Source organism: Methylorubrum suomiense, assembly GCF_022179765.1.
Classification (GTDB): Bacteria; Pseudomonadota; Alphaproteobacteria; order Rhizobiales; family Beijerinckiaceae; genus Methylobacterium; species Methylobacterium suomiense.
This window is the reverse complement of sequence record NZ_BPRE01000020.1, coordinates 23,019-48,428: the sequence shown is the minus strand read 5'-3', so window position 1 is coordinate 48,428 and position 25,410 is coordinate 23,019. Positions and strand designations below refer to the sequence as shown.

Genomic DNA, 25,410 nt, shown 5'->3' with positions numbered 1-25,410 from the left:
CATAGAAAATCCAGACAATTACTGAACTTGCCCCTCGATAGGCTGAGAAGGCTTTGTCGGGATATTGCGCGCTGCTTTGACGCCGATGTTCTGGAAGCTTACCGGACGAGGTTCCGTAATCGTCGTATCGGCGAACACGAAGTCCATCGTCCACGCTTCCGCCTCCGACGGGACGATGTAGTCGAGCCAGCTGCACCAGCTGTAGGCCTTCGAGTACATGCGGGCCGGACCAAGACTGGCCGTCCTCGGCATCTCGACCGGCAGGATGTACTTGTCACCACCGAGGGGGCCGAAGCCCTCCTCGAACTCCTGCTTGACGAAGAACCGTTGGCCGGTGGAGGTCGTGATCGTGCGCTTCACCACCAGGTCGCACTGGTCGTGCCGGTCGACATGCTGCGCGAGCAGCAGGGCATCGGCGGGCCTGACCTCGGGCGTGAGGTTGACGCGCTCGATCATCGAGATCGGGTAGTGCTTCTGGGCGAGGAGCTGGCCGGTCCAGCCCCCCAGGAGACCAGCCGCTCCGAAGCAGACCCAGCAGCAGACCTTGATGAACAGCTCCGCTACGGGCGAACGAGCTTCAGCAAGCTCAAGAGCCAGCCCCAGATCTTCTGAATTTGCTCGCCGGCTAGGGTGACGGCCCCCAAGGCCGTCAAAAAAGTCGCGACCATCCATTTGAGAACCCATCCAATGCCGTAGAGGATGTTGATGAACCGCAGGATGGTCCGCATCCTGACGAAGTCTCGGGGCTCCAACCGCACCAGGATCTGGAGACCGTTGGCGAGGTTCTCGGCTTCCTTCTTGTCCATCCGCACCAGGATCTCGCGGAGATCAGGGTGCAGATCCTCGAAACCTTGCTGCCTCGGCATATCGACCCGAGGACCGAAGTGACCACACGACAGGACATCGTCATCCGGCTCGCGCTGGTGCGCGGGGACGTCCGGCATCCTGCCGCGCTGCCAGCGCGACTGCTTCCCCACGATGCCAGCCTCACTTCTTCTTGCCAGGGACGAGGGCGGCGGGCGGCGGCTTCTGGATCACCCCGGCGAGCTTCTCCTTGGACTGCTGCCAGGCAGTCACGCCGGCTACGGCGCCGGAGGGGATGAGCACGGTGGTGAGTGCGCCGCCGAGATTGACCAGGTGGGTCAGCGCGGTCGGATCGCGGGTGACGATGGTGTTGACCGCCGCGGCCACGCAGCACAAGCCGTAGCAGAGCGTGACGGTGCCGACGCAGTACATATTGAACGGCCGGGCCCACCGCTGGAAGCGGTCACCGGCCGTGATCTCGGCGCGCAGGGACAGGTTGGCCTGCTCGATCTGGAGACGCTTGGTCTGCTCGACCGCCTGCTCCAGCTGGACCCGGTTGTCAGCCTCGAAATCGCGGACTGCCTGCTGCGCGTCCGGGTCGTTGGCGAGCTTGTCGGAGATCGCCTCGGGCGTCGGATCGGCGCCGATGGCGCTCGCCAGCGAGCCGATCAGGCTGCCGGCGATAGCTCCGGCCGGCCCGCCGATCAGCGTGCCCACCAGGGGCGCGCCGATCTTCATCAGCTGGCCGGCGACGGGTGCCCAGTCGACCTGGGAGAAGTTGAGTGACATCGATCAGACCCCCGCCGCCTCGGCCTCGAAGGCCTGGGCCCGCTCCGCGTGCGCGCGAACGAAGTGGAAGGTGATGGCCAGAGCCAGGGCCACGGCACCGACAGCCAGACCGACCTGCAACCAGTCCGTGGCTGCCGCGCCGCCAGCGATGGCAGTGCTGCCCCCCGCCCCACCAACGGCGGTGCCGGTCTTCACCTTGCCCTTGGCGAGATCGGCCTCGGCCCGGAGGGTCTTCTGCACGATCACCGGGCTCGCGCCCGTGGCGGCGAGCGCCATCTTGATCGCGGCAGCCTCGATCTTCGCGACCCGCGCCATCCAGCCCTTGCCGAACGTCTTGAAGGTCGAGAGGCCCTGGTAGAAGGCACGGCGCTTGGCCGAGATCGCCTTGATGCGCGCCACGGGCTCCGGGGTGCCAATCGTCTGCTGGCGGAACTTCACGGCCCGGCCGGGGCCCGAGTTCACCGAGACGTCGAAGATGGGCAGGTCCGGGCCGGCCGACAGGCTGTGGCAGCCGGCCTGGTCCCAGTAGTCGCGCCGGTAGATCTCGGCGGCCTGGGGCCGGGTGAGCGCCTTGATGTTGAGCGTCGGGTAGGCGCCGGCCGAGATGCCGTACTTGGTCCCCTTCAGGGTGCCCTTGCCGACCTTGCCGCCGGTCCAGTTGCCGGGGTCTTTCGCGTTCGCCGTATAGCCGCCCTCACCCTCGAAGATGAAGGGCAGACACGCCTCAAGGCGCACGACGCTGGTTTCTGCCGACATCGAGGTTCTCCGGGGGCGCGTCGCCGTAGACGGCGGCGTAGTTCTCCCGGATCAGGCCAAGCAGCCACTCGCTGGTCGACTTGCCAGCCAGCCTTGCCATGGCAGCAGCGCGCAGTCGATCCGACTGCGTGCCGTAAGCCATGATTGCCTTCTCGCGGGACATTCCCGGATATAGGCTTTGCTACTAGCAGCTTGAAGGTTAGTTCCTAAGAGTTAGGAACTCGCCTCGGCGGTCATAGCCGCTTCTACTTCTTCTGTGCGCGTGTAAGTCCCGTCGTTGATCTTGTTCTTGACGCCATCGTAGAGGACGAACAGTTCGTTGACGCGCGCCTGGGCCGCCATGGCGATCTCGATCATCTCGGGCATCTTCACCAGGGCCGAGCTGCCGTCGAGGAACTGCCACACCGTCTGCCAGTCCGGCAGCATCTGGCCGGCGAGGACCGCGCTGGTCATCCGGCTCTGAGACACGTCGTCGGTGGCCACCCGGTGCCCGCGCCAGTCGGCGCCGAGCTGCATCAGCTCCCACCGCCGGTTCGCCGCGAAGGCCAGCAGCTGCCGCTTCACGTCCTCGGCTGTCCAAACGTGGATCGTGAAGTAGTGGTCCAGATACCTCGGGGCGCGCACCCGCACATGGGTCTCGCCCGAGGGCAGCGGCGTACCTGCTGCGGGCTCCGTCACACCGTCGTCCGGCAGCGGGATCTTAGGGACGCTCGCCGCCACCGCGTAGTGCATGTCGGCGGGGCGGCTTTCCTCCGGCAGCTCTTCGCGCAGGTAGAACTCCCCGTCCTCGACGAACAGGGTCTCCATCGGGGCCGGAAGGGTGTCGGTCTCGACGAACGCGACGCCGTGATCCTTCAGCACCTGACGCAACGCGGCCGGGTTGGCCCCGCTCTCGGTGCCGATCAGGTTGAGGAAGACGGGATCGTAACGGACGAAGGTGCTCATGCGATTTCCAGTACAAGGAAGGAGGCGATCCCGGCGAAGCCACTGACGACGAGGCCCAAGCTGGTCGTGTCCGCCGTCCAATAAAATCCCCAGTCGGTTTGAGGTACGGAGTTGAAGGGCTGTCGCCGATACGAGCAAGGCGCAAGACATTCGCCAGCGTTGAACCACGTCCTTCCGCTTTGAGTGCAGGGCTGGGTCAGTCTCAGCGTGCCGAACACCATCGGGGTTCTAGCAAACGTCTTGCTGAAATTGATGACGTAGCTCTTACTATTCGCGACCCCGAGGCTATTCACCTCCTGCTGATAGAATAGGCCTTGGCCATCCTCATAGGCACCGGAGAACAGCACCGCGGGATCGAGTGGATCAGCGATGGCTGCAGTACCGCCAGACTGCAGCCGCAGGAAGTCGAACCCCTTCATATTGAAATACATCAGGAGCCGAGCCTTTTGCGGAGCAGGATGTAGATCAAGCCCACGTAGGTCCGTGAACCGGAGAACCCTCCGTTGGAACCGTAGAAGGTGATTTGGACACTGTTCTTGCCGAATACAACGTCCTGGGTCGGCGGGAAGGCTTGGTTCTGCTTGGAGGTATCGAGATTGTTACGCTCCAACATGATGCAATAGAAGTCCGGCTCCGTTGCCTGAGCTGGGAAGGGCACGTTGAAGACCCAGGTACTCAGTCCCGACGTAGCCGGTGTGTTGCCACGGGTCTCGGTGCCAGCTGACAACGGGATGAAGCCGCGCTGAATGATCTGCGCGTTGCGGGCCCCGAGCGAGATCAGCAGATCCTTCTCGGCTGCCGTATCAACATCGACACCAGGCCGGGAGATCTTGAAGAAGTTCGGGCGGTGAGAAAGGCGCTTGGCCATCAGATGAGCGCTACCATGTAGCGAAGCTGGAAGCTCGTGTTGCCCGGGTTGCCATTCTGTTGGATCAAAAAGTAGGCCGGGTTGCCGTCGAACAGCCGGTTCAGGAACTCAGTGCCGCTGTAGGAGCCGCCCTGACCGTCGTTCTCCGAGCCGTAGTAGGCATTGGCGCGCTCGGAAGTGCTGCTGGTCATGACCCGATAAGTAAGCATGGGCTCGCCCCCCAGATCAGCCAGTGCTGCTGGTAGAAAGATGGGGGTGTTGGACGCAATGACCCCGGCCCGGATCAGCCGGAAGGGCTTGCTACCCGTAAAGCTCGTCGACAGCAGAAACTTGTTGCGATCTGACCTATCGTCAGATCGACAGTCATAGCCCTGCTTGGCGATCCACGCCCCCATTTCTTTCGTAATGGGGTGGGAGCCGATGACCGCACGTGAACTCATCAGTCGAACATCTCGATGAACTTATTGTCGAAATCGATGACGAACTTACCGTCGCTCGACTGAGCTCGACCGGCCGTGACCGTCCCCAGGTTGGCGCTCAGCGCCGACAGGCTGTTCGTGACGATCTTGCTGGCCGAGAGCGAGGAGACCTGCACGTCACTGACGGTGTTGGGCCCGAGCCCCGAGGTGGTGAGGATCTGCTGACCAGCCGCATTCCACATGAGCAGGCCGAAGTCGTTCGCGACCCCGGAGAAATCCCCGATGTAGCCGAACATCCCCCGGAGGTTGCCGTTGAAGTCGCGGCAGTAGAGGCGCCCCGCGCGGTTGCCCGGAGCCTCCATCACAAGGATGCCCTGCCCGTTGTTCGGGCCGATCTGAACCACTCCGGCCGTGATCGTGCCGGCCGCGAGTTTGTCCACCGACAGTGTACCCGCGGTGATGCGGTCGCCGTTGATGCTGTTCGCGGCCAAGTGGACGGTCTGGATCGCGTTGGCGGCGATCTGGCTGGCCGTGATCGTGCCAGCCGAGATCCGGGTGCCGTCAATGATGACGCCGCCATTGATGACGTTGAGGCCAGCAGCGCCGTCGAAGGTCGCCATGATGACGGCGTTCGGGTTCGCCATGTACGGCGAGGCATCGGCCGTCCCGATGAGCCGGTCTTCGCCCTTGACCCAGACGATCCAGCCGTAGCCGCTGAAGGTGGCCGAACCCGCAACGGGGTTGTTCTGCCCGTACCCACCAGCGTCGTTGGTGTAGAGGATGTGGCCGGCGTTCCAGCTGACCGTCTTCGTCTTCTTGTCGACCTCGAAGGACAGGTTGACGGCCTGCACGCCACGGCTGCGGATGTCGAGGCGCTCAGCCGTGATTGTGTTGGCCGCGATGGCACCGCCGTTGATCTGCGTGCCAGTGGCCCAGGACGACAGCTTCGTCCCGCCCGTGATCGTGATGTTGCCGACCGTGAGTACGTCGGCCTTGAGCTTCGCGGCCGAGATGCTGCCGTTGGCCGCGATGGTGTCGACGTTGATCTGCCCGGCCTGAAGCAGGTCGGTCGTGATCGAGCCGGCGCGGATCTCGCGCGCGGTGATCGAATTGGCAGCAAGCGCGCCGCCTGTGATGATGGTGGCGCTCTGCGGGACGTAGTCGGAGTACACCCCTGCCGGGGTGCCCGTCGGTACGACGCCCAGGTAGAAGCCCGACGCAATCAGGAAGGCGCCGTTGGCGACGTTCGTGGTGGTGAAGGTCTGCACCACACGCAGCAGGACGAACTTGGCAGTGGCCGGAGCCGTAGCCTTCAGGCGCGCGCGCCAGGTGTCGTTCGGCGCACCGGAGCCCGGCACGTTGTCGATGACATTGCTGCTGACAGCCGGCAGGAAGTTACTGCCGTCGTGGAAGTGAGCCTGAATGTATCCCTGGCACCGATGGGTGGACAGATAGGAAAAGAACTCGTAAGTCTTGCTGCCCTGGATCGGAAATAGATTATCCTTGCCGTTGCTTGCGTTGGGGAAGTTCAGATTGAAGTAGGAGATATTGCCTGCCGTCGCAGACCCATTGTAAAGTTGGATCGAAGCGCGCGTGCCCGCAACAGCGTAGCTTTCAGAGGCGGCCCGTAGGTTGATGCTCGTGCCGGACTGGTTGCCGCCGACGGAACTGTACCAGCCGTCGATGGCGAGATCCGAATTCCAAATCAGGTTGCCGGTCGTAAGCCCGACACCGATTTTGTCTGCGATGATGGCGCCGGCCGCGATCTGGTCGGCCCCGATGGCGCCGGCCTGGATCTGTGCTGCCGTGATCGAGTTGGCGACGAGGCGGTCGGCCGAGATCGACCCCGCCCTGATCTCGTTGCCGGTGATCGTGCCAGCCTGGATCTCGGCCGCCGTGATCGAGCGGGCCAGGATCTCGCGCGCGGTGATCGCGTCGGCCGCGATCTTGCCAGCCACGACGGCGTTGGCGAAGATCTTGTCCGTCGTGATCGCGCCGTCTTCGATCAGGGTCACGCCAGTCGTGCGGCGGATCGCAATCGAAGCAAAGTCCAAGAATTGGACGTTGCTCTCGGTGTGGTGGTAGAGCTGAAACCGCATGAACGCCGCAGTGCTCGGCGTCGTGATCTGCTTAGCGATCTGGGTCCAACCCGTGGTGACGGGGGTGTTCTCAGCAAAAGCGTCCGTAAAGGACGGGCTCAGCACGGCCTTGGTGTTGTCATACCAGTGGAGGCGAACCCGCATCCCCGAGACCGCGGTCGCCGCAGACCCACGCACCCAGAGCGCGACGGCCAGCGTCGTCCCCTGGGGCACGGGCATCAGCTCGGTGCCGAGCGTGGAGATGTTCAGGCTCGGGCCGGTCGGGGAGCCGCGGTCCAGGCGCACGAACGGCGTGCCGGTGGGACCGATGCCGGCAATCTGGAACTGGCTCGTCTCAGGCTGGGTCCAGCCTGACAGCCGCTCCTGAAACTCGCCGACCGGGATCAGGTTGGCCGAGGTGGCGCCCAGCATGATCTTGCGGGCGGAAATGGCGTAGGCCGCGATCTTGTCGGCGATGACCGACCCGGCCGCCAGCTCGTTGGCGGTGATGGTGTTGCCGCGGATCTCGTTCGAGGTGATTGCACCTGCCGCGATCTTCTCGGTCGTGATCCCGCGGTTCGTGATCTGGGTGCCGACGATCTGGCCCGTGATGTCGGCGGCCGGGACAGCCGCCGTCCACGCTCCGCTGACGAGCCGGTAGAGCTTCCCGTCCGTGGTGAGCCGAACGACCTTCGAGCCGGTGTAGTCGGCCGTCGCCGGAAGCACGGAGACGTCCACGATGGGCTGAAGGCCGTCGGCGAAGTTGGCGAGCGTGACCGCGGCGTTGGCGAGCTGGCCTGCCACGATCTGGCCAGAGAGGGCCGACGCATTCACGCTGACGATCTGGTCGGCCTTCAGCCCCTTGATGTCGGCGACGTTGAACGTCTGGGTGACGTACTTTCCCTGAGCGGCGTCCCAGCTGTAGAGCTTGCCGTCGCTCGCCAGGGTGACGAAGGCGCCCGTCCGCGTCGTCGGCAGGACCGAGACGACCTTCGGCACCGCAAGATCGGAGGCGAACTTGGTTGCGTCCACGATCCCGGCGGCGAGCTGCGCACCCTGGATCGCGGCTGAGGTGCCAACACCCGCGCGGACGTAGGACGTCGACACGACGTCGGAGGTGTTGCGCGAGCGCAGCCAGTAGGTCCGGCTGCCCTCGGTCGGCAGGGTGTCCCAGAACTGGGTCTGGCCCTTCGGAGCGGTGCCGATCAGGCGCGAGCCCGAGGGCGGCGCAGCCGCGCTCGACGAGCCGTCGAAGCCCCACACCTCGACGACGGCGAGGTCGACGTTGGTCGGCGCGGTCCAGGTGATGATCGCGCGCTCGAAGCCGGCGGTGACCGCGGCCGACGTCGGGTTGGCCGGAGCGACGAGGTTCTTGGTCGTGGTGATCGTCGCCACGTCCGAGTAGCTCGACGCGATCCCCGCCTTCGAGATGGAGAGCGCCTTCACGTTCACCACGGTCGCCGGCAGGAAGCCGCGCATGGTCGCGGTGTTCGTGTCGTACCTCCGGCGCTCCCAGTCGCCGCTCCCGATCTGCCAGGCGATCTCGTAGAGCGCGAGGTTGTCGCTGGTGACGGCGGGGACGACAGCCCTCACGAACGACTGGATCGTGCCGTCGGGACCAAGCTCGGTGCCCGTGGTCAGCGCCGGCTTGCCCGGCCGCGCGGGCGGGTAGGGATCGAACAGCTTGTTGGTGGCCGTGATCGTCTGCTCGGGCGCGTAGTTGAGCCCGGTCTTGCCGTAGCTGTCGTAGGCCGCCACGCGAACGTAGTAGGTCGTCTCGGTCGTCGCCGGCAGCGGAAAGAAGCTCGCGCGGGCGTCGACCTTCGGCGTGGTGGTGAGAGGGTTGAAGCCCGAGGCCTTCTCCATCCACACCAGCGTGCCGGCCCAGTCACCCGCGGGCAGAGCCGTGGTGACGAACACGGTCTCGCTGACGGCGTCGAGGCTGAACGGGAGGATGGCCGGCGGCGGGTGGCTGACAACGAGGGTGATCGGGTCCGACAGGTTGCCGGTCACGTCGATGGAGCGCACGCGCACGGTGAACTGGCGCAGCGGCGTGCCGCCGTTGTCGGCGCGGTTGGCAGCCAGGCTGTAGGTGAACTGCAGGTCGTTCGAGATCGTCTCGCCGTGGACGACCCCGTTGGCCGGGCTCAGCACCTCGACCCGGTACTTCGTCACCAGGGGATCGCTCGATGCGTCCCAGGTGAAGCGCGGATCGATGGCGCGGAAGATCGGCGCCTCGGGCTCATCGACCAGGCGCAGGTTCGTCGGCGGGGCGACGGAGCGCAGCGAGGTGCCGTTGGCGACGATGTACTGGACGGTGACCGGCGCGCTCTCAGTCGTGCCGTCCAGGCCCACCGCGACGATGGACTGGATGTAGGTGCCGGCCTCCGGCCGTTCGAGCCGGTAGGTCGTCTGGTCGCCCTCGTAGACCAGCTCCATCGGCCGGCCGTTGAGCGACTGGTAGACCCGGTAGCCGCGGATGAGCTTGGTCTCGGACGGCTGCCAGGTCGTGACCAGGGAGATCTGCCCGGCCGCGTTGACCTCGGGCGTGATGCGGGCACCGGCCGGCGCGTAGACGAACTTCGACAGCGGGCCGGTCTGCACGCCCATGATGTCGCGCAGCTCGACCTTACCGTCGACGAAGGCCCACTTCAGGCGGTTCACCTCGATGGCAGTGATGTCGACGACGTCAGGATCTTCGTCGTCGGGATCGATGCCGGTGATGCGGAACGCCTTGGGCGTGCCGATGGAGAAGACAGCGAACTCGGGCAGCGCCTCGGCCAGGGCCTGCGACAGGACCAGCTGGTTCTGAAGGCCGGGTGTGGTCACCGTCAGCGGATAGGTGACGACCTTCAGGCCCCCGTTCCCGTCCGAGATGGTGAACTGGACGCTGTAGGTGATCCCCGCTTCCAGATAGATCTGGTCGCGCAGCGGCAGCCGGGTCGTGCCGGCCGGCGAGCCGTTCTCGTGGGCGATGCGGCCGGAGATGACGTTCGTCGACTGATCGTCGGCGATCAGGATCACCTGGAACGGCATCAGGTAGCGGCCGATGCGGTTCGTCTTGAACGAGACGATGATGCGCTCGGTGAGCGAGGTTGCCAGCCGCAGCCGGCCGCGCTTGACCGCCTCCTCGGGATCGCGGCAGCCGACCGCCACGAACTCCTCGGGGTTGCGCCCGTTGACCTCGATGTTGTTCTTGTCGAAGACCCGAACCCGGTCCTCGCGATAGTTCAATTCCGGGTTCTTGAACGAAACCTTGAAGTCGTTCTTTTGCTCAGTCCAATCGGTGAAGCTGTAAGTGAACGCGCCTTCCTGCGTGTTCTCGGGCGCGAAGATCGCCTGAGCCACCTGGTCGTCGGCGTCCCAGATGACGGTCGAGTAGCCGTCACCGCGCTCGACATACCGGCCGCCCGCGATCCCGACGATGTAGTTGACCAGCTCGTTGATCGAGCGCGGCTCGGTGATGTACTCGTTGAAGCGCAGCTGGTGCGCGTCGCAATGCTGGCCGAAAGCGTAGTAGTCCCACTTGTCGGCGACCTCGGGGTAGTAGGCATTCTTGCCGTACCGCGAGTTCATGATGAAGTTGTAGGCGTGCCACGCAGGATTATTGGTGTACGCCATCTTGAACGAGCCGTCCCAGATGCCGGTGTACTTGCCGGATTTGGTCGTCTCGTCGAAGGTGTAGTTCGTCGGCACCGGGATCACGAGACCCCGATAGATGCCAGTGAAATCGGGGAGCGACGTGAAGGTGTCGGTGGCCTTGATCGTCAGCCAGGCGACGGCGAGGTCCGGGAACGAGACCGCGTCCCGGTTGACCTCCTGCACGCTCTCAAACGTGATGTCCCGGAAGACGTCCTTCGTCGAGGCCGGCGAAATGCGGGTGATCCGCACGTCGTAGGGCTCGTTGATCCGCGCGACCGGGATCCGATACTCCTTCGGATAGGTCGAGCGCGTCAGGCCGTTGATCGGCAGGATGCCGGGAGCGGCCTGCTGCGGCTGCCCCCAGGTCTGGAAGCCGACCCAGGCCGTGTCGTTGTAGCTGTAGACCTGCTCCCCCGAGGCCGGCGTCAGCAGGAAGTCGCCCCTGGCCAGAGTGCCGGGAGGCGGCGCGTTGCCGGCCGGGGAGAACCAGGCCGTGCGCAGGGCGCCGTCGAAGTCGAGCCAGGTCCAGATGTCGTAGCCGGAGCGCACCGCCGCAGTCAGATTGGTCGGCGCCACCCAGTTGGCACCGTTCCAGATCCGGGGCGTCCACTTCGCCGTGGCGTTGTTGAACCACATCGCCCCGCGCGCCTTGGCGCCGGCCGGGGCCGAGGTCTGGATGTAGGTCTCGCGGTAGGCGTCGTTGACCAGCGTGCCGGGGGTGGTGGTGCTCGGACGGAAGGTCGAGGAGCCGGAGCTGTTTTCGACCGGCGGAGGCTGCGCGTTGTCGAACGGGATCTGCCAGGTCGCCGAGGAGCGCGGCTTGACCTCGACCTTGACCTGGACGTCGGTGGGGAACTCGCCGCCTTCCGAGGTCACGGACAGCAGGCGCTGCACGACGAAGCGCAGGTCGAGGTAATCGATCTGGGTCTTGTCGCACTGGACCACGACCGACTGGCCCGGCGTGCGCAGTTCGAGCCCGACGTTCTTCGTCGAGGCACTGCCGCCGAGGTTCAGCTTGATGCTGTCGGCGGGGTTGGTGCCCTTGAAGACCCGCAGCTCGAAGTTCGAGATGTTCGGGGCCTGGCTCGCCTTATCGAGCAGTGGCACGTCGCCGACGTAGAACGACGAGGCGCCGTCCATGAGGCCGAAGATCGGCCCCTCGGACACGCCAAGCAGCAGCTCGACGGTGTCCTGACCGAACAGGCTGTCGTCGTGGCGCGTGGCCTTCTTGCTCGACCCGGAGGTCGACTTGCGGCCCTTGAGTGCGAGCCCCATCAGACGACCCCGGTGTCGACGGCGTCGATGTTGAACGACAGGTAGTGGCCGCCGACCTTGTCCTCTCCACAGAGGATCGCGATGCGGGTGCCGATCTCGACGGTGTTCTTGGGTGGCCCGAGGTAGTGGCTCTTCTTCTCGGGACTGTCCTTCTTGTCGCGCTGGGGCGTCTGGAAGAACTGCAGGATGCCGCCGAGCACCATCATGATGCCGACCTTCAGGAGGATCGGCGCGAGCGCCTGACCGACGCCGGGGATGAAGCTCGCCGCGATCAGGACGGCGCCGATGATGACCTGGAAGAAGCCGCCGTTCTTGCCGCCGTTGAGCTGCGGGAAGATGTGGAGGTCGCGCACGTCACTCGGCGCGACCAGGCTCTCCATCGTCTCGAACCCGACGACCTTTACCCGCAGCGGGCCGGTCACGGCGTTTCCGGCGAACCCCTTCACCTGGCGGGTGATCGCCTGCAGGGCCTCGGCGACGCTGGCCGCGTGCAGCTCGATGACCTCGGGGTGGATGCTCTTCAGGCTGCCGTGAAGATGGATACGTCGCAGCACGGACAACCCGCCCCTGATCGACAGCGTAGCAGGCGACGCCGTCCGAGCCCACGATATAGTGACGGAGGTGCGGGTAATTCAAGAAAGACGCAAGGTCATCCCGAGTGAGGTTGCAGTCTGTTCCAGTATGGGTGTGCCAGGACGCGGCAGCCGAACCAGAGAACTCAAGCAAATCTTCGCCCGAAATATCGAAACCATCCGCCGGTTCATGGCAGATGTTCTTGACCTCGACTACGCTCCCGTCCGTCATGACGAAGCCACAACGTTCCGGGGCCGTGATGTCGTGGACGTACTTCGACGCCAGATCGGATATGGTTGGCTCAGACATCGAGCGTGCCCTGTCGAGCGTCTTCGAGCTGATCGCGGACCCGCTTGGGCACGAGATCCCAGGCGTCGATCTCAGTCTCCGCAACAAGCCTGGTGTGATCGACCCCTGGATGACGCAGCACGGCGACGGTCGTGTCCCGGAAGAGCGGGCGGTTGTAGCTCTCGACGATGGACCGCTGGCCGACGAGGTGGTGCAGGATCTGCTCGCCCGGCAGCAGCACGGCGCCGTGGTTGGCCACGGGCGAGCGGATCGCCATGAGGATCACGTCGCCGGGCCGGCGGTCGCGCGGGTGCCCGTTGAACAGGCCGAAGCCCAGCTCGTGGTAGTGGTCCATGTAGATGTTGAGGTGCTTCCCCTCGGCGTCGGGCTCCCACCAATCGTCCGGTCGCGCCCAGTCCGGGAACTTCAGGCCGAAGTTGAGCGCGTAGAAGTCGCGCATCACCGCGTAGCAGTCGGTGGAGCCGTGCTTGAACTCGCGCCCCTGGAGGCCGTCGAGCTTAATCACGGGGCGGCCAGTGCCAGCTGTTCGGGACCACGCTGCCGTTCGGGTGAACCGGCGCGTAGGGGACGGTGTAGACGTGGGTCGGGAGATGCTCCTCGTTCACGCCGTCCCGGAAGAGGTGGAGGTTGACCTGGTTCTCCTCGAAGGCCGCGGTCACGAGGCCGGTGACGATCTCGCCGCGGAGGGAGACGTAGCGGACCATGCGGCCGAAGGGTGCGCGAGGCATCATGCGAGGCTCCTGTTCGCCTCCATGTGGGTACGAAACGTACCGTGTTACAGGGTCACGAACGGGAAGTCCGGCGGGATATACATGCGCGCCGGGACCAGATGATCCGGGCCATCGGACAGGTGACGCAGCTCGAAGCTGATGGACTGACCTGTCACGAGATCCTTCACGCGCCCGATGAAGAAGATCTCGTTATTCGAGAGCGCGATGTTCGCTTCGACGTGCCGGCGCAGCACGGTGAACTTCTGGATCACCGCGCCGTCGAACCGTCGCTGGAACGCAGCCTCGTTGAAGACGCCGACCGGGTTCATCAGCCGGAGGGTTGGCCGGTTCTTCTCGGCCTCGGCCGAGCGGCGCTCGCCTGAGAGCTTGCAGGCCAGGTGCTCCCAGACCTTGCCGTTCCACTGGGTGGTCTGATCCATCGGGCCGTCCCGAAAGCGGATCACCGCGGTGCCGTTGTTGGGCACGTTCTTCAGGGCGATCTCCCAGAAGACGATCTCGCCGTCGGCGGTAAGCTTCAGGCCCTCATCGACGTGAGAGGTAGGGGTCGCCATGGATCAGGCTCGGGTCCAGAGGATGTCGAGATCGAAGGGTTCGACCTGGTGGACGCGGTAGGAGACACCGCCGACGACCTTGCCGCCGACCTTGCCGGGCTCGGCCTTCGCCGTCTTCGGCATGACGAGCGGCTTGTTGAACCGGGCCCGCACCGCGCCGGCCCGGTGGTGGTTGTAGGTGAACGGGCCCCACATCCCGACGTCCTCGTAGAACTTGTTGAGGGCGAAGATGTTGAGCTGCGGATCGACCGTCTGGTTCACAGCACCGCCGGCCACCGTCTGGTAGACGAACATGGTCTCGAACCGCAGATGGGTGATGATCTCGTCCGGGCCGTTGGGGCGGGCCGCAAAGCGGTAGCCCCGGCCGAACTTGACCGTCGAGCCGCCGGGGTACTCGTCGTTGGGGGTATGGAAGGGGAAGTCGAAGACAGGGATCGCCACGGTCAGCCTCCGACCTGGATACGCTTGATGAGCTGCGCGATGGTGCCCTGGTTACGGATGTTCTCGCCGATGGCGTAGACCATCTCGTTCGGCCCCGGCGTCGGCACCTGATCCCGGTCGACGACGTAGACGGACGTGGTCGCGGAGGCCCCGCCAAAGCGGGTGCTCGGGCTGACCTGGGGCGCGCGGGAGACCATCTTGCCGCCCAGCGCGTTCACCTGGTCGAGCGTGTCCCGGCCGATGAAGTCGACGGCCGACTTCCGCAGCAGGTACTCGTCCGGCTGCGCCAGGATGAGCTGGCTGTCGCGGTCGCGCAGCGCCGCGTCGCTGCCGGGGATCGAGCCCCCGCCAGCCCGGCGCAAGATCGGGCCGCCCATGTACTTGGCGCCGCCAAAGATCGACCCGATAATGCTCATGAACCCGCCGCCGGTATCGCTGCCGCCGCCGAGGATCGACTTGAAGATGTCGTTGGTCAGGCTCTTCGAGATCTGGCTCATGAGCCCGCCGAGGATGTCGGTGGCGAACTTCTTGAGCGCGTCGCCAGCCTTCATCGAGCCCGAGAACAGGTTCACGAAGAAGCTGTCGAAGGCGTTGCCGACGACGCTCAGCTCGGCCGCCAGTAGCTTGCGCGCCTGCTGGGTCGGGCCGACAAGATCCCCCAGCGGGTCGCGGATGCCCCGGCTCTTCTCGAAGTCGTTGACCGCCCCCGAGATCGCATTGTCGATAGACGGGGTCGTGCTGTTGAGCGTCTGCTGCAGCTTGACCTGGTCGTCGGAGAGCCCCTGCCGGCGCTTCAGCTCGACTAGCTTCTCGTTGATGAGGAGCTGCTTCTCGGCCGGGCCCAGGCCGGCAGCGGCGGCGTCGGCCAGGGCCTTCTCCAGCACGAGGATCTGGGCTTTGATCGCCCCGTTCTCGCCCTCCAGGCCGCGCTGCTCCTTCAGGACGGACAGGCGCTTGGCTTCCGCGTCGACCTGGTCCTGGCTGACCTTGTTCTCGTTGCGGTCGAGCTGCAGCGCCTTCAGCCGGGCCTCGGCGCGCTCGATCTCCTGATCGAGCACACGAACCGAGACCTTGCCGGCGGCGTCCGCCGCGGCGATGGCGCCACGCTCGGCCAGCGCCCGGAAGCGTTCCGTGATCTCGGCCTCGGCCTCACTCTTCTGCTCGGGCGTGCGCGAGCGGCTGTTGACATCGAGCGCGTCCTCCCTCAGCGCCCGGTCGCGCAGCCGGCCGTAGGTCTCCGTGATCCCGGTCGAGCCCTGCTGGACAGTGCCCACCTCGTTGGCCGTCGCGAGCCGGGTGAGGGCCGCGGCGATCTTGGCCGTGTCGGTCTTGTCGTCCAGCTTGAGCCCGGCGAGCAGCGCAGTGTCGTCCTTGCGGCCGGCAATCGCGTTGATCCGGCCACGATCCGCCCGGTCGCCCTCGTCGAGCCTGCCAACCTCGGCGTCACGCTTCTGACCGAGCACGGTCTTGGCGTCGGTGGTGTAGCCGCCCGCGCGCCGCGCCGCATCCTCGTACATCCGCTTCAGGATGTCCGTGAACTCGCGAGCCGTGATGTCGCCGGAGCGGCCCTTCCCGCCGTTGTTCTCGATGGCGGCGTCCGAGACATAGTTCCGGGCCAGGTCGTTCGGATTGCGCAGCAGCCGGGTGCCACCGGCCCCGCCCTGGTTGTGCAGGACGAACCGCTCGGCGTCGGTCGGGTCGCGCCCCAGTCGGGACCGGAACAGGGCATCGTTGTCGCGCGTGAAGTCGATAGCGGCGTTGACCTGGTTCCCGACGTCGAAGATGCTGCCCTTGCCGTACCGGCCCCAGGTGTTCACGCCACCAGGGCCGGTGTTGTTCATGAACTGGAACAGGCCCTTGGCCCCACTCGCGTTCGTGGCGTTCGGGTTGAGGCTGCTCTCCAGGGTGCCGAGCCCGAGCAGGTAGTTGACCATGTCGGAGCGGCCGGCGGCGCGGCTGCCCTCGATCACCTGGGCGGCGACGGAGCCGGGCGGGGCCGCGGTGTAGTTCGGCAGCGGGCCGCTGGGGGCCGTGGCCACCTCACGCTGGGTCTCGATGTCGATGCGCCGGGTGGCGATCTGCTTCGCCTCGTCGAGCAGCTTGTTGATCTGCTCGACCAGCTCACGCGCCTTGTCGGGCGTGGTGCGCGCGTCGTTGGCGATCTTCTCCAGCCGCGACGCCTCGGCGCGCAGGTCCGCCTCCTTCGCCTTCTCGGTGTTGGCGGTGAGGCGCAGGGCAGCGTCCTCCAGCTGCCGGCGGCGCTGGACGAAGTCGTCGGAGAACCGCTGCAGCTTGCCCTCGGTCTCGCGGTTCAGCTGATCGAGCTGATCCTTGAGCCCGGTGTCGGAGGCGATCTGCTCCGGGGTCTTGCCGAAGGTGAGGATGTCCCGGCTCAGCGAGGCGTTAACCTCGATCAGCGCCCGGCCGCGCTCCTCGATCCGGCGCAGCTCGTCCTGATCGCGCTGGAGCGAAGCCGAGCGGGTCAGCGCCGCAATCTGGGCGTCGTTGGCCCGGCGCTCGGCCTGCGCCACGAGCACCGCCTCGGGCTTGATCGCGTCGACCAGCTCGCGCAGTTCCTTGGTGGCGTTCTTCGCGACCTGATCGAGCTTGCCCTTGATCTCGGCGAGTGCCGTGTCGACCTCGACAGGGTCTTTTCCCTCGCCGATCAGCTGGTCGCGGTAGGTGTTCAGCCGATCCAGCTCGCTCTTGGCCTTGCCGCTGGTCGAACCGAGGGCGCCCATCAGGGCTTCCATCCGGGCCCGGCCGTCGAGGCTCTTGTCGCCAAGCACGCGCCCCTGGTCGCTGGCCCGCTCCTTCTCCAGGTCGCGCAGGGTACGATCAAAGGCACCGAACTCAGGGCTGGTCCGCATCAGGTCGACGCGGTTCTGCGCCATCTGGCGCTCCAGCTTCACGTTCTCCGACTGGATCGAGACCGCCTGACCCGCCGTCTCGGCGAACAGCTTCAGAGCCTCGTTCGACAGGTTGAGCTGCTCGACGAAGCCGCGGATCACCCCCTGGTCCTGCTGACCCACGGGCTTCGACCGTTCGGCCACGAGGGAGTTGAACATCTCCTGGCGGGCGGCGACCATCTGGGCGCGGACAGCCGCTGTGCTGCCGAGCGGATCTTTCGCATCGATCAGGGACGGGTTCGCGACCATGTCCATGGCCGAATTGAACGCCGGGCCGAGCGTGCGGAAGCGCCCGTTGGGATCACGGGTCTCGGGCGTGCCGGAGAAACCGAAGCCTTCGGCGATGGAGAGGCTGTCGGCCGAACCCACTGCGGTGTAGGGCTGGGCCAGCTTGGCCTTCTCGGCCTGCCGTTCCTGGAGCGCGATGAGCTTCTGCTGGGTGACCAGGATCTCCTGGAGACCCAGATCGGGCAGCTTGTTCGACATCTCCGTGCGCAGGCGCTGATAGGCAGCGATGAGCCCGTCCGCGTTGCGGCTGACGCCCTCCATGGAGAAGCCCAGCTCGCCGTAGGACTTCTGCGCCTGGATGATCTCGTTCTGGAGCTGGAGCGGATCGCTGTTCAGCTTCTCGCGACGCGCGATCAGGCCCTCGATCTGGCGGTCGAGGTCGGTGTTCGTCGTGGTGACCGTGTCGCGTTCGGACTTGAGGTCGTTCTCCAGGCCGTTGAGGACGTCGATCCGCTTCTCGATCCGGCCGAGCGCGGTTTCCAGATCGACCAGCTGCGAGAGCAGATAGGCGATGCCGGCCGCCGCCCCGACGCCGAGGGCGACCCCGCCAGTGGCGGTCGCCAGCAGACCAGCTGCCAGCGCACCGACCTTCAGCAGGGCAAGGGTGCCGACGATGGCGGTGAGGCCGACGCCGATGGCGGGCAGCGCCCTCGATAGGTTCTCGGCGCCGCCCAGCATCGCCGCCAGGCCGTCGGTGCCGACCTTCAGCGCCGTGACCAGGGGGCTGAACGCCTTATCAACCAGGGCGAACGTGACGTTCTGCAGGCGCTGCAGGGTCGCGTTCAAGCTCTCGTTCGCCTTGCCGGCGGCTTCCGCCGCGGCGGACGACAGCAGCATCTCCTGCCGAAGCCGCTCGATGAGCTGGCCCTGACCGGCGATGGCCGAGAAGGCGTTGGCGGCGCGCAGGTCGAGGGAGCGCAGGGCGTCGGCGGTGGTGAAGCCGGCCTTCTGCAGGTTCTCCAGCACGCCGGACAGACCGTTGGCGCGCAGATCGACGTCCTGGAGGCTGAGACCCAGCTCCTTCAGGACGCCGCGCAGCTTCTCCGACGGGTTCGAGAACTCGGTCAGCAGCTGGCGCAGGCCGGTGCCGATGGTCGAGCCCGACTTCACGCCGGCCTGGGCGATGGCGCCGATGGTGGCCGCCAGCTCGGTGAACGAGACGCCGCTGTCGCGCGCGATGTTCGCGGCGTACTGGATGCCGAGCTGGACCTGCTCCATGGTCAGCTTGGTGCGGTTCAGGGCGCCGACGAGGATGTCAGACACCTCGGTCGCGCGCGACGCGCTCATACCGTAGGCACCGAGCACGCCCGTGATCGCCTGGACCGACTGTTCCAGCGTCGAGCCCGACGCAGCGGCGAGATCCGCCACAGGTTTCAGCGTGTCGATGACGCCGCGGACGGACAGGCCGGTCTGACCGAGAGCAATCGAGACCTGCGCCAGCTCGTTGACGGAGAAGCGGCTGTCCTTGGCGATGCCAAGCAGGCCTTCGCGGAACGGACCCATCTCGGCGCTGGCCGCGCCCGTGATCGCCTGGAACCGGGCCAGCGTATCATCGAACTCGCGGATCGCGCTGACGGAGCCGGTGATCGCCCCGGTGATCGCGCCGAACAGCGCGTAGTTGGTCGCGAGCTGAGCCTGGAACTTGAACTGGTCCGCGCCTCCGTTGAGGTTGAACCGGGCGTTCTGCGCCTCGAAGCCGGCCTGAGCCTTCTGCTCCGGCGTCAGGGTCGCTGGCCCGTTGCCAGCGCGCTGGGCCAGAACCTGTTCGCGGGCGCGGCGCAGCTCCTGCCGCTGCTGCTCGTCGGTGAGCCCCTGGCTGGCGATCTGGCTGCGCCAGTCGCTCAGGTTCATGCCGTAGCGGCGGCTGAACGCTTCCTCGCCTGCGACGGCACGGGCCGCCGTCTGCGGGTTGCGGCGCGCAGCCTCGGCGGCGTCGCGTTCCTTGTTCTCCCGCTCGGCGTCCCGACGCTCGCGGTTGCGCGCCAGCGTGCGGATCCGGTTCTCGTCGTTGGCCTCGGCGTAGAGCTTGGTCTGGGCCGCCTTGTACTCGGCGTCCGAGGCCTTCTGACGGAGGTCAAAATTCCGGTTGTCCCAGTCCGCCATCGTCCGCATGCGCCGATAGGCGGCGTCACGGGCAGAGTTCTCCTCGCTGGCCCGGCCGTAGGTCGCCTTGGCCGCCTCGCGCGCGGCGGCGTCGCGTTCCTTGTTCTCCCGCTCGGCGTCCCGGCGCTCGCGGTTGCGCGCGAGCGTGCGCTGGCGATCCTCGTAGGCCGCGTCGCTCCGCATCTTGGCGTCGGACGCCTTGTACTCGGCGTCCGCCGTCTTCTGCCGGATGTCGAAGTTCCGGTTGTCCCAATCCGCCATGGTCCGCATGCGCCGGTAGGCGGCGTCGGCGTCACTGGTGCGGGCGGCGTTCTCGCGCTCGGCGTCCCGGCGCATGCGGTTGTAGGCCAGCGTGCGGAGGCGGTTCTCTTCCTCGGCCTCGTTGCGCTCGCGTGTGCCAGCCTGGCGCTCGGCCAGGGTCGAGCCCCGCGCTGCCGTCGCGACGGCGGTCTCGGCGCGGACCCTGGCGTTGACGACGACCGCCTGGTCGTAGCCGGGCACGGACTGGGTGGCGATCTGGGAGCGAACACGCTGCGAGGCGTTGGCGAGCGAGGCCTGCATAGCCTCGGTGGTGGCGCTGAGCAGGCGCTCCATCGCCTTGCCGGTGGCGAGCGCGAGCCGGGCGGTGAGCTGGTCGGTGGTGGTGTTGATGCCGGTGATGGCGCCGCGCAGGGCCTGCTCGGCGGTGTTGGCCTCGGCGACGGTGCGCCCGTCGGCCAGCCGGCCAGCCTCGATGGTGCGCCGCGCCGCGCCGCGGCCGACCGACAGCTCCTGCTGCAGCCGGACCTCCTCGGCCAGAACCTTGTTGTGCTCCTGGCGCTTCTTGGTCAGGTCGGCCAGCTCCTCGCCGGCCTTCTTCTGGGCGTCGGGGGTCTTAGCCTCTGCCAGCTTCTTCTGTCCGGCGGCCAGCTCATTGTTGAAGCGACGAGCCTGATCGGTCGACTTCTCCATGGCGACGCGGATGCCCTCGGCCCGCTGAAGGCCAAGGGTCATCAGCTCGAACGTGCGCCGGAGTTGAGCCTCCAGCTCGTTCGAGCCTACGCCAATGTCGACGTCGACTTCGTTCTCACCCGCCATTGATCTCTCGGACGTAAGCCTGCATCTCGGACAGGGAGTTCAGCTCCTGGGCCTCGGGCTCAGGCTCTCCGAACAGTCGACCGACGACGAAGAGCAAGCTCTCGGTCGCCGACATGGCCTTGACCATCTCGTAGCGGATGAAGAGACCCGTCATCCGCCTGAGATCATCGTGAGTGCGCTTCCAATACAACTTGTCGAGATTGCTCGGAGCGCACTTGAAGACAAGAATTAGGCTGTCTTCCCAGGCGAGGTCGCCGAAGAAATCAGAGATGATCCGACTGCCGCTAGCTGATCCGCCTGCGTCGCGAACAGCTTGCTGCTGTTCGCGAACCGGCGGATGAAAAAATCCAGCGCGTGGGCTGCCACCCAGTCGAGGATCTGCTCGCCGGCCTCGGGGGTCATGTCATACGGGATGATCGCGTCGTCATCTTCGCCCGGCTTCTGGATCACGCCGCGCTTGTCGCGCTTGGCCAGTACCAGGGTGAGCACGACCTGGGTCGTGTCCGGGTCGAAGTGGATCTTGGGGATCGCCTCGGGACCGCCAACGACGGCGGCCAGCTCCTTGAGCAAGCCGAAGCTCATGAACAACTCGCGCTGCCCGGCCGGCAAGTCGATGGTGATGCGGGGCTCGGGCGGCGGACGCTTCGTCTGTCCTGCGGAAGGTGAAGTGGACATCTGCGCCCCGAGTTGATTGCTGGAGCAGATGTGGGAACTTTATCACTAAAAGAAAAGGCCCCGATTGCTCGGAGCCTCTTCTACCCTCGCAGTAAAGAACTTGTTAGGTCGCGAAGATGTGCATCTTCTGATTAAAGTCGGCCGAGTACCCCGGATCAGTCGGAACGGGCACCATCGGGGTCCACTCGAAGGGCAAGTTGCCGAAGTTGTCGGACGAGAAGCCCATGGAGAAGCCCTTGGTAATACGGCACTTCGGGAAGTGCAGAGAGATGGGCGTATTACCGTCGACTGCCAGGCCGATGATGCGGATGGCGAAGTTGTTGTTGGCGCGGGACGGATCGGCGTCGATCTTGTTGAGCTTGCCGACACGCGCGTTGGCCGAGAAGGTGAGGCCGGTGGGGACCGGGTAGCCGGCGAAGGTCAGGGTCGAGCCCGCAACCTGCGACAGACGGGCGATGTGGACCTGGTCGTCCTTGTTCTCCTGGATGTAGATCCAGTCGCCGACCGCCGCGTCGGCAATCGTCGCCGTGACCGAGGTGGCCGCCGCCGCGACCGGGCCACCGACGGGCACGGGAGCAGCCATGGTCACGAGGCCGGTCGGATCCTGCGAGAGGCCGTAGGCCAGGTTCGAGGCGGTGTACTCGTAGACCTCGCCGGCACCCGTGATCGAGAAGCCGTTGGTCACGGTCATGACGATGTCGTTGGTGACACCCTGCGTCAGGTCGACCTTGGTCGGCGTGCCTTCGGTACGGACGTTCTTGACCAGGCCCACCGAGTGCTTCAGCGGATTGATGGCCTTCTGCTCGATCATCGGCGCGATGCAGAGCGTTGCGGTCGAGAACTGAAACTTGGTCGTCTTCGCGGTGCCGGGCGTCATCTCAAGTCTCCGTCTTCCAGGCCGCAGCGTGTCGGTTGCAATATGAGGGCTCACTCCCATTTGTCCAAAGGACAGTTCCTAATAATTAGGAACCTGGGAGCTGGATATGCCCGCGGGAAAGCGTGAACGACCTGTCACCGTACTTGTCAGCGAGGAGCTGGAAGCTATTCTGCGGGAACGGTCGAAGAGTAATCACCGTAGTTTGACGAAGGAGGCGGTGTTCTTGATCGAGACCGCCCTCGCCTGTGAGAGCGAGAGCGTCCGTCAAACCCTGCATCTGTTCTACAAGGCCGGTGTTGAGGTCACGGAAGAGGCCATTCCCCTGCCCGCGTGACCCGCGCGCTGACCGTGATCTCGGTGGTCGGCCGGTAGTCGACCCGGCTCATCGGCGCCGCCGAGGTGCCGTCGAAGCAGACGATCTCGAAGTCAGTCAGGGTGCCGTCGGCGTTGAAGACCGGGAAGGTCTTGTGCGCAGCCAGGCGCGCGTAGAACGTGTCGACGTAATCGGTCATCCGCCCCAGGCCGGGGTCGTTGAGGACCATGATGCCAACGCCAAACGTCAGGTCGTGGAACGGCCCGTTCCGACTGCAGCTGAAACCGATGAGCCCGATCAGGTCGGTGCTGGGCAGCTTGAAGCCCTCGGCATGCGCGTCCCAGTCGGTGTAGTCGGCGGCAGCCTTCCACGGCTCCATCGTGTCGACGATCATGCGGACGGTGGCGGCGCGAGCGGTCGCGTACATGGTCACTTCCCCTTCCTGGTCCGCTTCGCCAGCGCCATGCGCAGCGACTTCTCCAGCACGACCGGGAGCCGGGTGCTGAGCCAGAAGACCAGGGTGTTCTGCAGGAACGGCCGGTGCTGCCCGGCCGGGTTTTCGAGCTTGTAGGCGAGCGGGTGGCGAGGATCGTCCCGCGCCCCGGCCCGCTTCAGGTAGCGGACGAACAGGCTCTCCTCGCGCGCGACGGCGCCCGGCGACGCCGCACCGGGGAAGCTGGCGCCCGTGACGCCGGCCTTCTCGCGCCCCGAGGCCTGAGCCATAACCGATATGGTCGCGGTGACCTTGCGCGGGCCGCGCCGGACGGAGATCTTGGGATCGAGCAGCAGCGCCACGGCCGGCCCGAGATAGGTCAGCAGGAGCTGGCGCAGGTCGCCGCTGTCGACGAAGAAGGTCGTGACATCCCCCGTGCTCCGGCTTCCGCGCCGTCGCGCGCGACGGCGCTTGTTGGCGATAGTCTTCTGCGTCAGGGCCACCCACTCGACGGTCGACTTCCCCTTCAGACGCTTCGACATGCTGTCGGTGGAGCTGACGCCCGCGCCGCGGGTGATGTCGTCGAGCGAGATCGAGATGCGGCCGGTGGGCGGCGACTTGATCCGGGTGAAGATGCGGGCCGCACTGGCGGCGAACTTCGAGGCGTCGGCCGCCACGTCGGCAACGATCTGGTTCTGGTTCGCCACGATAGCCTCGACGACGCGATCCGCGCCCTTCGCCTCGGCAGCCTGGCGCAGCAGCTCGACCGCCTTCGCCGCCACGAAGCGCGGGTCGGCCGCGCTCGTGCTGCTCTTGGCCGGGCCGACCCGAAAGTTGAGGCTGACGTCGGCCGACATCACTCGATCTCGGCGATGGTGACCCCGAGCGAGGGGATCAGCCGCTTCACGGTCTTGCCGTTGACGACGTCGCCGAGCTGCAGCGCCGCTCCCGTGATGCAGCGCAGCCGGTCGGTCGGCACGCGCACGCCGGGATCCTCGTTGCCGTGGGTGTAGCTCTCGATGGAGACCCAGATCGGGCCCAGCTCGCGCGCCTCGGTGGTCGCCGTCGGCTGCCGGGTGACGGGATGAAGCGTGGGCTCGCGCCGGGTCCAGCTGACCTTGCCGGTCATCTGGAACAGGACGAAGCACTTCGAGATCACGTCGTCCCCCGCCAGGGGCAGCTCCCAGTTGCCGACGAGCATGACGCGGCGCGCCGGATCGCGGAACAGGTCGCGTGCCACTACCGGCTCGCGCGGGCGGGTGCGCAGGCCGAGGCGGGGCAGGACGAAGACGGAGGTGGGAAGCGCGGTCGGGTTGACGGGGAAGATGACACCGCGGAAGCGGGTCGCCTTGCCCATCTTCCGCAGCCAGACCTCGTTCTGAGCCTGGACGCGAGACAGGAGCATGGGCATGGCTACCCTCCGACGCGGGTGGCCGGCGCGCTTCCGGTGATCGGGTCGACGGTGATCGTCGTGACCTGCAGAAGGATCGGCACGACCTCGGCCGCCGTGCGGTCGCCGGTCATCTGCTGAACGATGCCGAGCAGCTCATCCTGGGTCGCCTGCACGAGTTCGGCGAAGGCCGAGGCGTCCTTCAGGCGCTCGAATTTCAGGGTGCCGTCCGTCTTCGCCTGGGCGATACGGAAGCGCAGCGAGGGGAACAGCTGGGTCGCCGCGGTCAGGACGATGGCGCGCTCGGCGCGCAGCTCCAGCAGAGTGCCAGCTGTGAGCGCCGCCTCGAACAGCTCGCGCCCGAGCGCGGCCTCCAGGTTCAGGTAGGCGCTGAAGAGGTCGACCTCACTGTCGCGCAGCTCGTCCTCGTTGATGCCGAGGTAATTGCGGACATGCTCCGGGGTGACGGAGTGGAGGGGCAGCTCGGTGACGCGGTAGCCGGTGCGCGCCGAGAAGGTGCGACCCTCGGCGGTCCAGTTCACGACCGCGATCCGGCGCTCGAAGGAGCGGTCGGGTGCCAGCACGTTGTGAATGGGCTGGACCGGGATGGAGACCCCGGTGGCTTCCGCCTCCGGGGTCAGGGCCTCGTGAACGATCAGCGGGACACCCCCGCCGTCGTACAAGGCGTAAGAGACCGAGCCGACATCCGGGATCACCAGCCCCTGCGGCGCCTGGAAGTCGACCCACAGCGTCACGGGGGCTGAAGAAAGGACGTCCACCGATCAATCCTATTACGACGTTGCGGGGCTGGCCTGACGGCCCTTCTTGGCAGAGGCGTTGTGCTGAACCTGCGCGGACTGAGGAGGCTTGGCGGGAGGCTCCGGCTTGCGGGCGCTCTCGGCATCGAGCGGGAAGCGGTCGAGGAAGCTGGCCAGCGCCAGAGCCTCGTCGCCATCCACAGCATCAAGCGTCTCCAGCCACTCCGCATCGGTCGCCTCGTCGTTGACCTCGCCCTTGGTCAGGATCTGGCCGATGCTAATCCGGCCATGCGCCCACTGCGACTTCTCGATCAGGGTCAGCCCGCGGGCACGCACGAGTTCGTGCAGCTCGCTGTGGACCAGCTGAAACTCCCCCGTCGTTTCGACGAGCACCTTCATAACAACT

The 25,410-nt window shown here is 66.1% G+C and carries 24 protein-coding genes; all 24 read right to left on the bottom strand.

Going from position 1 to position 25,410, the window contains the following annotated elements:
• Positions 1–18 precede the first annotated feature (18 nt).
• The 24 genes from MFF26_RS23480 to MFF26_RS23365 all read right to left on the bottom strand — a co-directional run bounded on the left by MFF26_RS23480 (position 19) and on the right by MFF26_RS23365 (position 25,403).
• Positions 19–456, bottom strand: coding sequence for a hypothetical protein (locus tag MFF26_RS23480; protein ID WP_238308689.1), 438 nt, complete (start codon positions 454–456; stop codon positions 19–21).
• Between the two features lie 104 nt (positions 457–560).
• Positions 561–977 carry a hypothetical protein gene (locus tag MFF26_RS23475; RefSeq protein WP_238308687.1) on the bottom strand — a complete coding sequence of 139 codons (417 nt, stop codon included), beginning with the start codon at positions 975–977 and terminating at the stop codon, positions 561–563.
• 10 nt (positions 978–987) lie between these two features.
• A complete protein-coding gene (locus MFF26_RS23470; RefSeq protein WP_238308686.1) occupies positions 988–1,593 on the bottom strand; it encodes a 3TM-type holin in 606 nt (201 codons plus the stop codon).
• Positions 1,594–1,596: 3 nt separating this feature from the next.
• Positions 1,597–2,349, bottom strand: a complete 753-nt coding sequence (locus MFF26_RS23465; RefSeq protein ID WP_238308685.1) for a glycosyl hydrolase 108 family protein — start codon at positions 2,347–2,349, stop codon at positions 1,597–1,599.
• The gene (locus MFF26_RS23460; RefSeq protein WP_238308684.1) at positions 2,318–2,491 is read right to left on the bottom strand and encodes a hypothetical protein; all 174 of its coding nucleotides are present in this window, start codon (positions 2,489–2,491) and stop codon (positions 2,318–2,320) included. The genes MFF26_RS23465 and MFF26_RS23460 overlap by 32 nt, the downstream gene beginning before the upstream one ends.
• Before the next feature lie 71 nt (positions 2,492–2,562).
• Positions 2,563–3,294 carry a DUF4376 domain-containing protein gene (locus MFF26_RS23455; protein ID WP_238308683.1) on the bottom strand — a complete coding sequence of 244 codons (732 nt, stop codon included), beginning with the start codon at positions 3,292–3,294 and terminating at the stop codon, positions 2,563–2,565.
• Positions 3,291–3,725: a hypothetical protein gene (locus tag MFF26_RS23450; protein ID WP_238308682.1), complete on the bottom strand. Its 435-nt coding sequence runs from the start codon at positions 3,723–3,725 to the stop codon at positions 3,291–3,293. Before MFF26_RS23450 ends, MFF26_RS23455 begins: the two co-directional genes overlap by 4 nt.
• Positions 3,725–4,162, bottom strand: coding sequence for a hypothetical protein (locus tag MFF26_RS23445; protein ID WP_238308681.1), 438 nt, complete (start codon positions 4,160–4,162; stop codon positions 3,725–3,727). The genes MFF26_RS23450 and MFF26_RS23445 overlap by 1 nt, the downstream gene beginning before the upstream one ends.
• A complete protein-coding gene (locus MFF26_RS23440; RefSeq protein ID WP_238308680.1) occupies positions 4,162–4,602 on the bottom strand; it encodes a hypothetical protein in 441 nt (146 codons plus the stop codon). Before MFF26_RS23440 ends, MFF26_RS23445 begins: the two co-directional genes overlap by 1 nt.
• Positions 4,602–11,576 (bottom strand): phage tail protein, encoded by a 6,975-nt coding sequence (locus MFF26_RS23435; protein ID WP_238308679.1) that lies wholly within the window; start codon positions 11,574–11,576, stop codon positions 4,602–4,604. Before MFF26_RS23435 ends, MFF26_RS23440 begins: the two co-directional genes overlap by 1 nt.
• Positions 11,576–12,130 carry a tail assembly protein gene (locus MFF26_RS23430; protein WP_238308678.1) on the bottom strand — a complete coding sequence of 185 codons (555 nt, stop codon included), beginning with the start codon at positions 12,128–12,130 and terminating at the stop codon, positions 11,576–11,578. The genes MFF26_RS23435 and MFF26_RS23430 overlap by 1 nt, the downstream gene beginning before the upstream one ends.
• A gap of 320 nt (positions 12,131–12,450) precedes the next feature.
• Positions 12,451–12,963 carry an NlpC/P60 family protein gene (locus MFF26_RS23425; RefSeq protein WP_238308677.1) on the bottom strand — a complete coding sequence of 171 codons (513 nt, stop codon included), beginning with the start codon at positions 12,961–12,963 and terminating at the stop codon, positions 12,451–12,453.
• Positions 12,956–13,186: a hypothetical protein gene (locus MFF26_RS23420; protein WP_238308676.1), complete on the bottom strand. Its 231-nt coding sequence runs from the start codon at positions 13,184–13,186 to the stop codon at positions 12,956–12,958. Before MFF26_RS23420 ends, MFF26_RS23425 begins: the two co-directional genes overlap by 8 nt.
• A gap of 47 nt (positions 13,187–13,233) precedes the next feature.
• Positions 13,234–13,740, bottom strand: coding sequence for a phage minor tail protein L (locus tag MFF26_RS23415; RefSeq protein WP_238308675.1), 507 nt, complete (start codon positions 13,738–13,740; stop codon positions 13,234–13,236).
• A 3-nt stretch (positions 13,741–13,743) separates the two neighbouring features.
• Complete coding sequence (locus tag MFF26_RS23410; protein WP_238308673.1) at positions 13,744–14,181, bottom strand: hypothetical protein; 438 nt, start codon at positions 14,179–14,181, stop codon at positions 13,744–13,746.
• Positions 14,182–14,183: 2 nt separating this feature from the next.
• Positions 14,184–20,558 (bottom strand): phage tail tape measure protein, encoded by a 6,375-nt coding sequence (locus MFF26_RS23405; RefSeq protein WP_238308672.1) that lies wholly within the window; start codon positions 20,556–20,558, stop codon positions 14,184–14,186.
• Positions 20,548–20,712, bottom strand: coding sequence for a hypothetical protein (locus MFF26_RS23400; RefSeq protein ID WP_238308671.1), 165 nt, complete (start codon positions 20,710–20,712; stop codon positions 20,548–20,550). The genes MFF26_RS23405 and MFF26_RS23400 overlap by 11 nt, the downstream gene beginning before the upstream one ends.
• Before the next feature lie 74 nt (positions 20,713–20,786).
• A complete protein-coding gene (locus tag MFF26_RS23395; RefSeq protein WP_238308670.1) occupies positions 20,787–21,233 on the bottom strand; it encodes a hypothetical protein in 447 nt (148 codons plus the stop codon).
• A gap of 103 nt (positions 21,234–21,336) precedes the next feature.
• A complete protein-coding gene (locus MFF26_RS23390; protein WP_238308669.1) occupies positions 21,337–22,110 on the bottom strand; it encodes a hypothetical protein in 774 nt (257 codons plus the stop codon).
• Between the two features lie 302 nt (positions 22,111–22,412).
• Positions 22,413–22,850, bottom strand: a complete 438-nt coding sequence (locus MFF26_RS23385; protein ID WP_238308668.1) for a hypothetical protein — start codon at positions 22,848–22,850, stop codon at positions 22,413–22,415.
• 2 nt (positions 22,851–22,852) lie between these two features.
• On the bottom strand, positions 22,853–23,713 hold the full coding sequence (locus MFF26_RS23380) for a hypothetical protein (RefSeq protein WP_238308667.1): 861 nt from the start codon (positions 23,711–23,713) through the stop codon (positions 22,853–22,855).
• Complete coding sequence (locus MFF26_RS23375) at positions 23,713–24,267, bottom strand: hypothetical protein (protein ID WP_238308666.1); 555 nt, start codon at positions 24,265–24,267, stop codon at positions 23,713–23,715. The genes MFF26_RS23380 and MFF26_RS23375 overlap by 1 nt, the downstream gene beginning before the upstream one ends.
• Positions 24,268–24,269: 2 nt before the next feature.
• A complete protein-coding gene (locus MFF26_RS23370) occupies positions 24,270–25,025 on the bottom strand; it encodes a hypothetical protein (protein ID WP_238308665.1) in 756 nt (251 codons plus the stop codon).
• 12 nt (positions 25,026–25,037) lie between these two features.
• The gene (locus MFF26_RS23365; RefSeq protein ID WP_238308663.1) at positions 25,038–25,403 is read right to left on the bottom strand and encodes a hypothetical protein; all 366 of its coding nucleotides are present in this window, start codon (positions 25,401–25,403) and stop codon (positions 25,038–25,040) included.
• Positions 25,404–25,410: the final 7 nt, after the last annotated feature.

What these genes read in the sequence shown, in the direction of transcription:
- MFF26_RS23480 (WP_238308689.1), bottom strand. Translation starts at nt 456, where the DNA reads ATGATCGAGCGCGTCAACCTCACGCCCGAGGTCAGGCCCGCCGATGCC.
- MFF26_RS23470 (WP_238308686.1), bottom strand. Translation starts at nt 1,593, where the DNA reads ATGTCACTCAACTTCTCCCAGGTCGACTGGGCACCCGTCGCCGGCCAG.
- MFF26_RS23465 (WP_238308685.1), bottom strand. Translation starts at nt 2,349, where the DNA reads ATGTCGGCAGAAACCAGCGTCGTGCGCCTTGAGGCGTGTCTGCCCTTC.
- MFF26_RS23460 (WP_238308684.1), bottom strand. Translation starts at nt 2,491, where the DNA reads ATGGCTTACGGCACGCAGTCGGATCGACTGCGCGCTGCTGCCATGGCA.
- MFF26_RS23455 (WP_238308683.1), bottom strand. Translation starts at nt 3,294, where the DNA reads ATGAGCACCTTCGTCCGTTACGATCCCGTCTTCCTCAACCTGATCGGC.
- MFF26_RS23450 (WP_238308682.1), bottom strand. Translation starts at nt 3,725, where the DNA reads ATGTATTTCAATATGAAGGGGTTCGACTTCCTGCGGCTGCAGTCTGGC.
- MFF26_RS23445 (WP_238308681.1), bottom strand. Translation starts at nt 4,162, where the DNA reads ATGGCCAAGCGCCTTTCTCACCGCCCGAACTTCTTCAAGATCTCCCGG.
- MFF26_RS23440 (WP_238308680.1), bottom strand. Translation starts at nt 4,602, where the DNA reads ATGAGTTCACGTGCGGTCATCGGCTCCCACCCCATTACGAAAGAAATG.
- MFF26_RS23435 (WP_238308679.1), bottom strand. Translation starts at nt 11,576, where the DNA reads ATGGGGCTCGCACTCAAGGGCCGCAAGTCGACCTCCGGGTCGAGCAAG.
- MFF26_RS23420 (WP_238308676.1), bottom strand. Translation starts at nt 13,186, where the DNA reads ATGCCTCGCGCACCCTTCGGCCGCATGGTCCGCTACGTCTCCCTCCGC.
- MFF26_RS23415 (WP_238308675.1), bottom strand. Translation starts at nt 13,740, where the DNA reads ATGGCGACCCCTACCTCTCACGTCGATGAGGGCCTGAAGCTTACCGCC.
- MFF26_RS23405 (WP_238308672.1), bottom strand. Translation starts at nt 20,558, where the DNA reads ATGGCGGGTGAGAACGAAGTCGACGTCGACATTGGCGTAGGCTCGAAC.
- MFF26_RS23400 (WP_238308671.1), bottom strand. Translation starts at nt 20,712, where the DNA reads ATGACGGGTCTCTTCATCCGCTACGAGATGGTCAAGGCCATGTCGGCG.
- MFF26_RS23395 (WP_238308670.1), bottom strand. Translation starts at nt 21,233, where the DNA reads ATGTCCACTTCACCTTCCGCAGGACAGACGAAGCGTCCGCCGCCCGAG.
- MFF26_RS23390 (WP_238308669.1), bottom strand. Translation starts at nt 22,110, where the DNA reads ATGACGCCCGGCACCGCGAAGACGACCAAGTTTCAGTTCTCGACCGCA.
- MFF26_RS23385 (WP_238308668.1), bottom strand. Translation starts at nt 22,850, where the DNA reads ATGTACGCGACCGCTCGCGCCGCCACCGTCCGCATGATCGTCGACACG.
- MFF26_RS23380 (WP_238308667.1), bottom strand. Translation starts at nt 23,713, where the DNA reads ATGTCGGCCGACGTCAGCCTCAACTTTCGGGTCGGCCCGGCCAAGAGC.
- MFF26_RS23375 (WP_238308666.1), bottom strand. Translation starts at nt 24,267, where the DNA reads ATGCCCATGCTCCTGTCTCGCGTCCAGGCTCAGAACGAGGTCTGGCTG.
- MFF26_RS23365 (WP_238308663.1), bottom strand. Translation starts at nt 25,403, where the DNA reads ATGAAGGTGCTCGTCGAAACGACGGGGGAGTTTCAGCTGGTCCACAGC.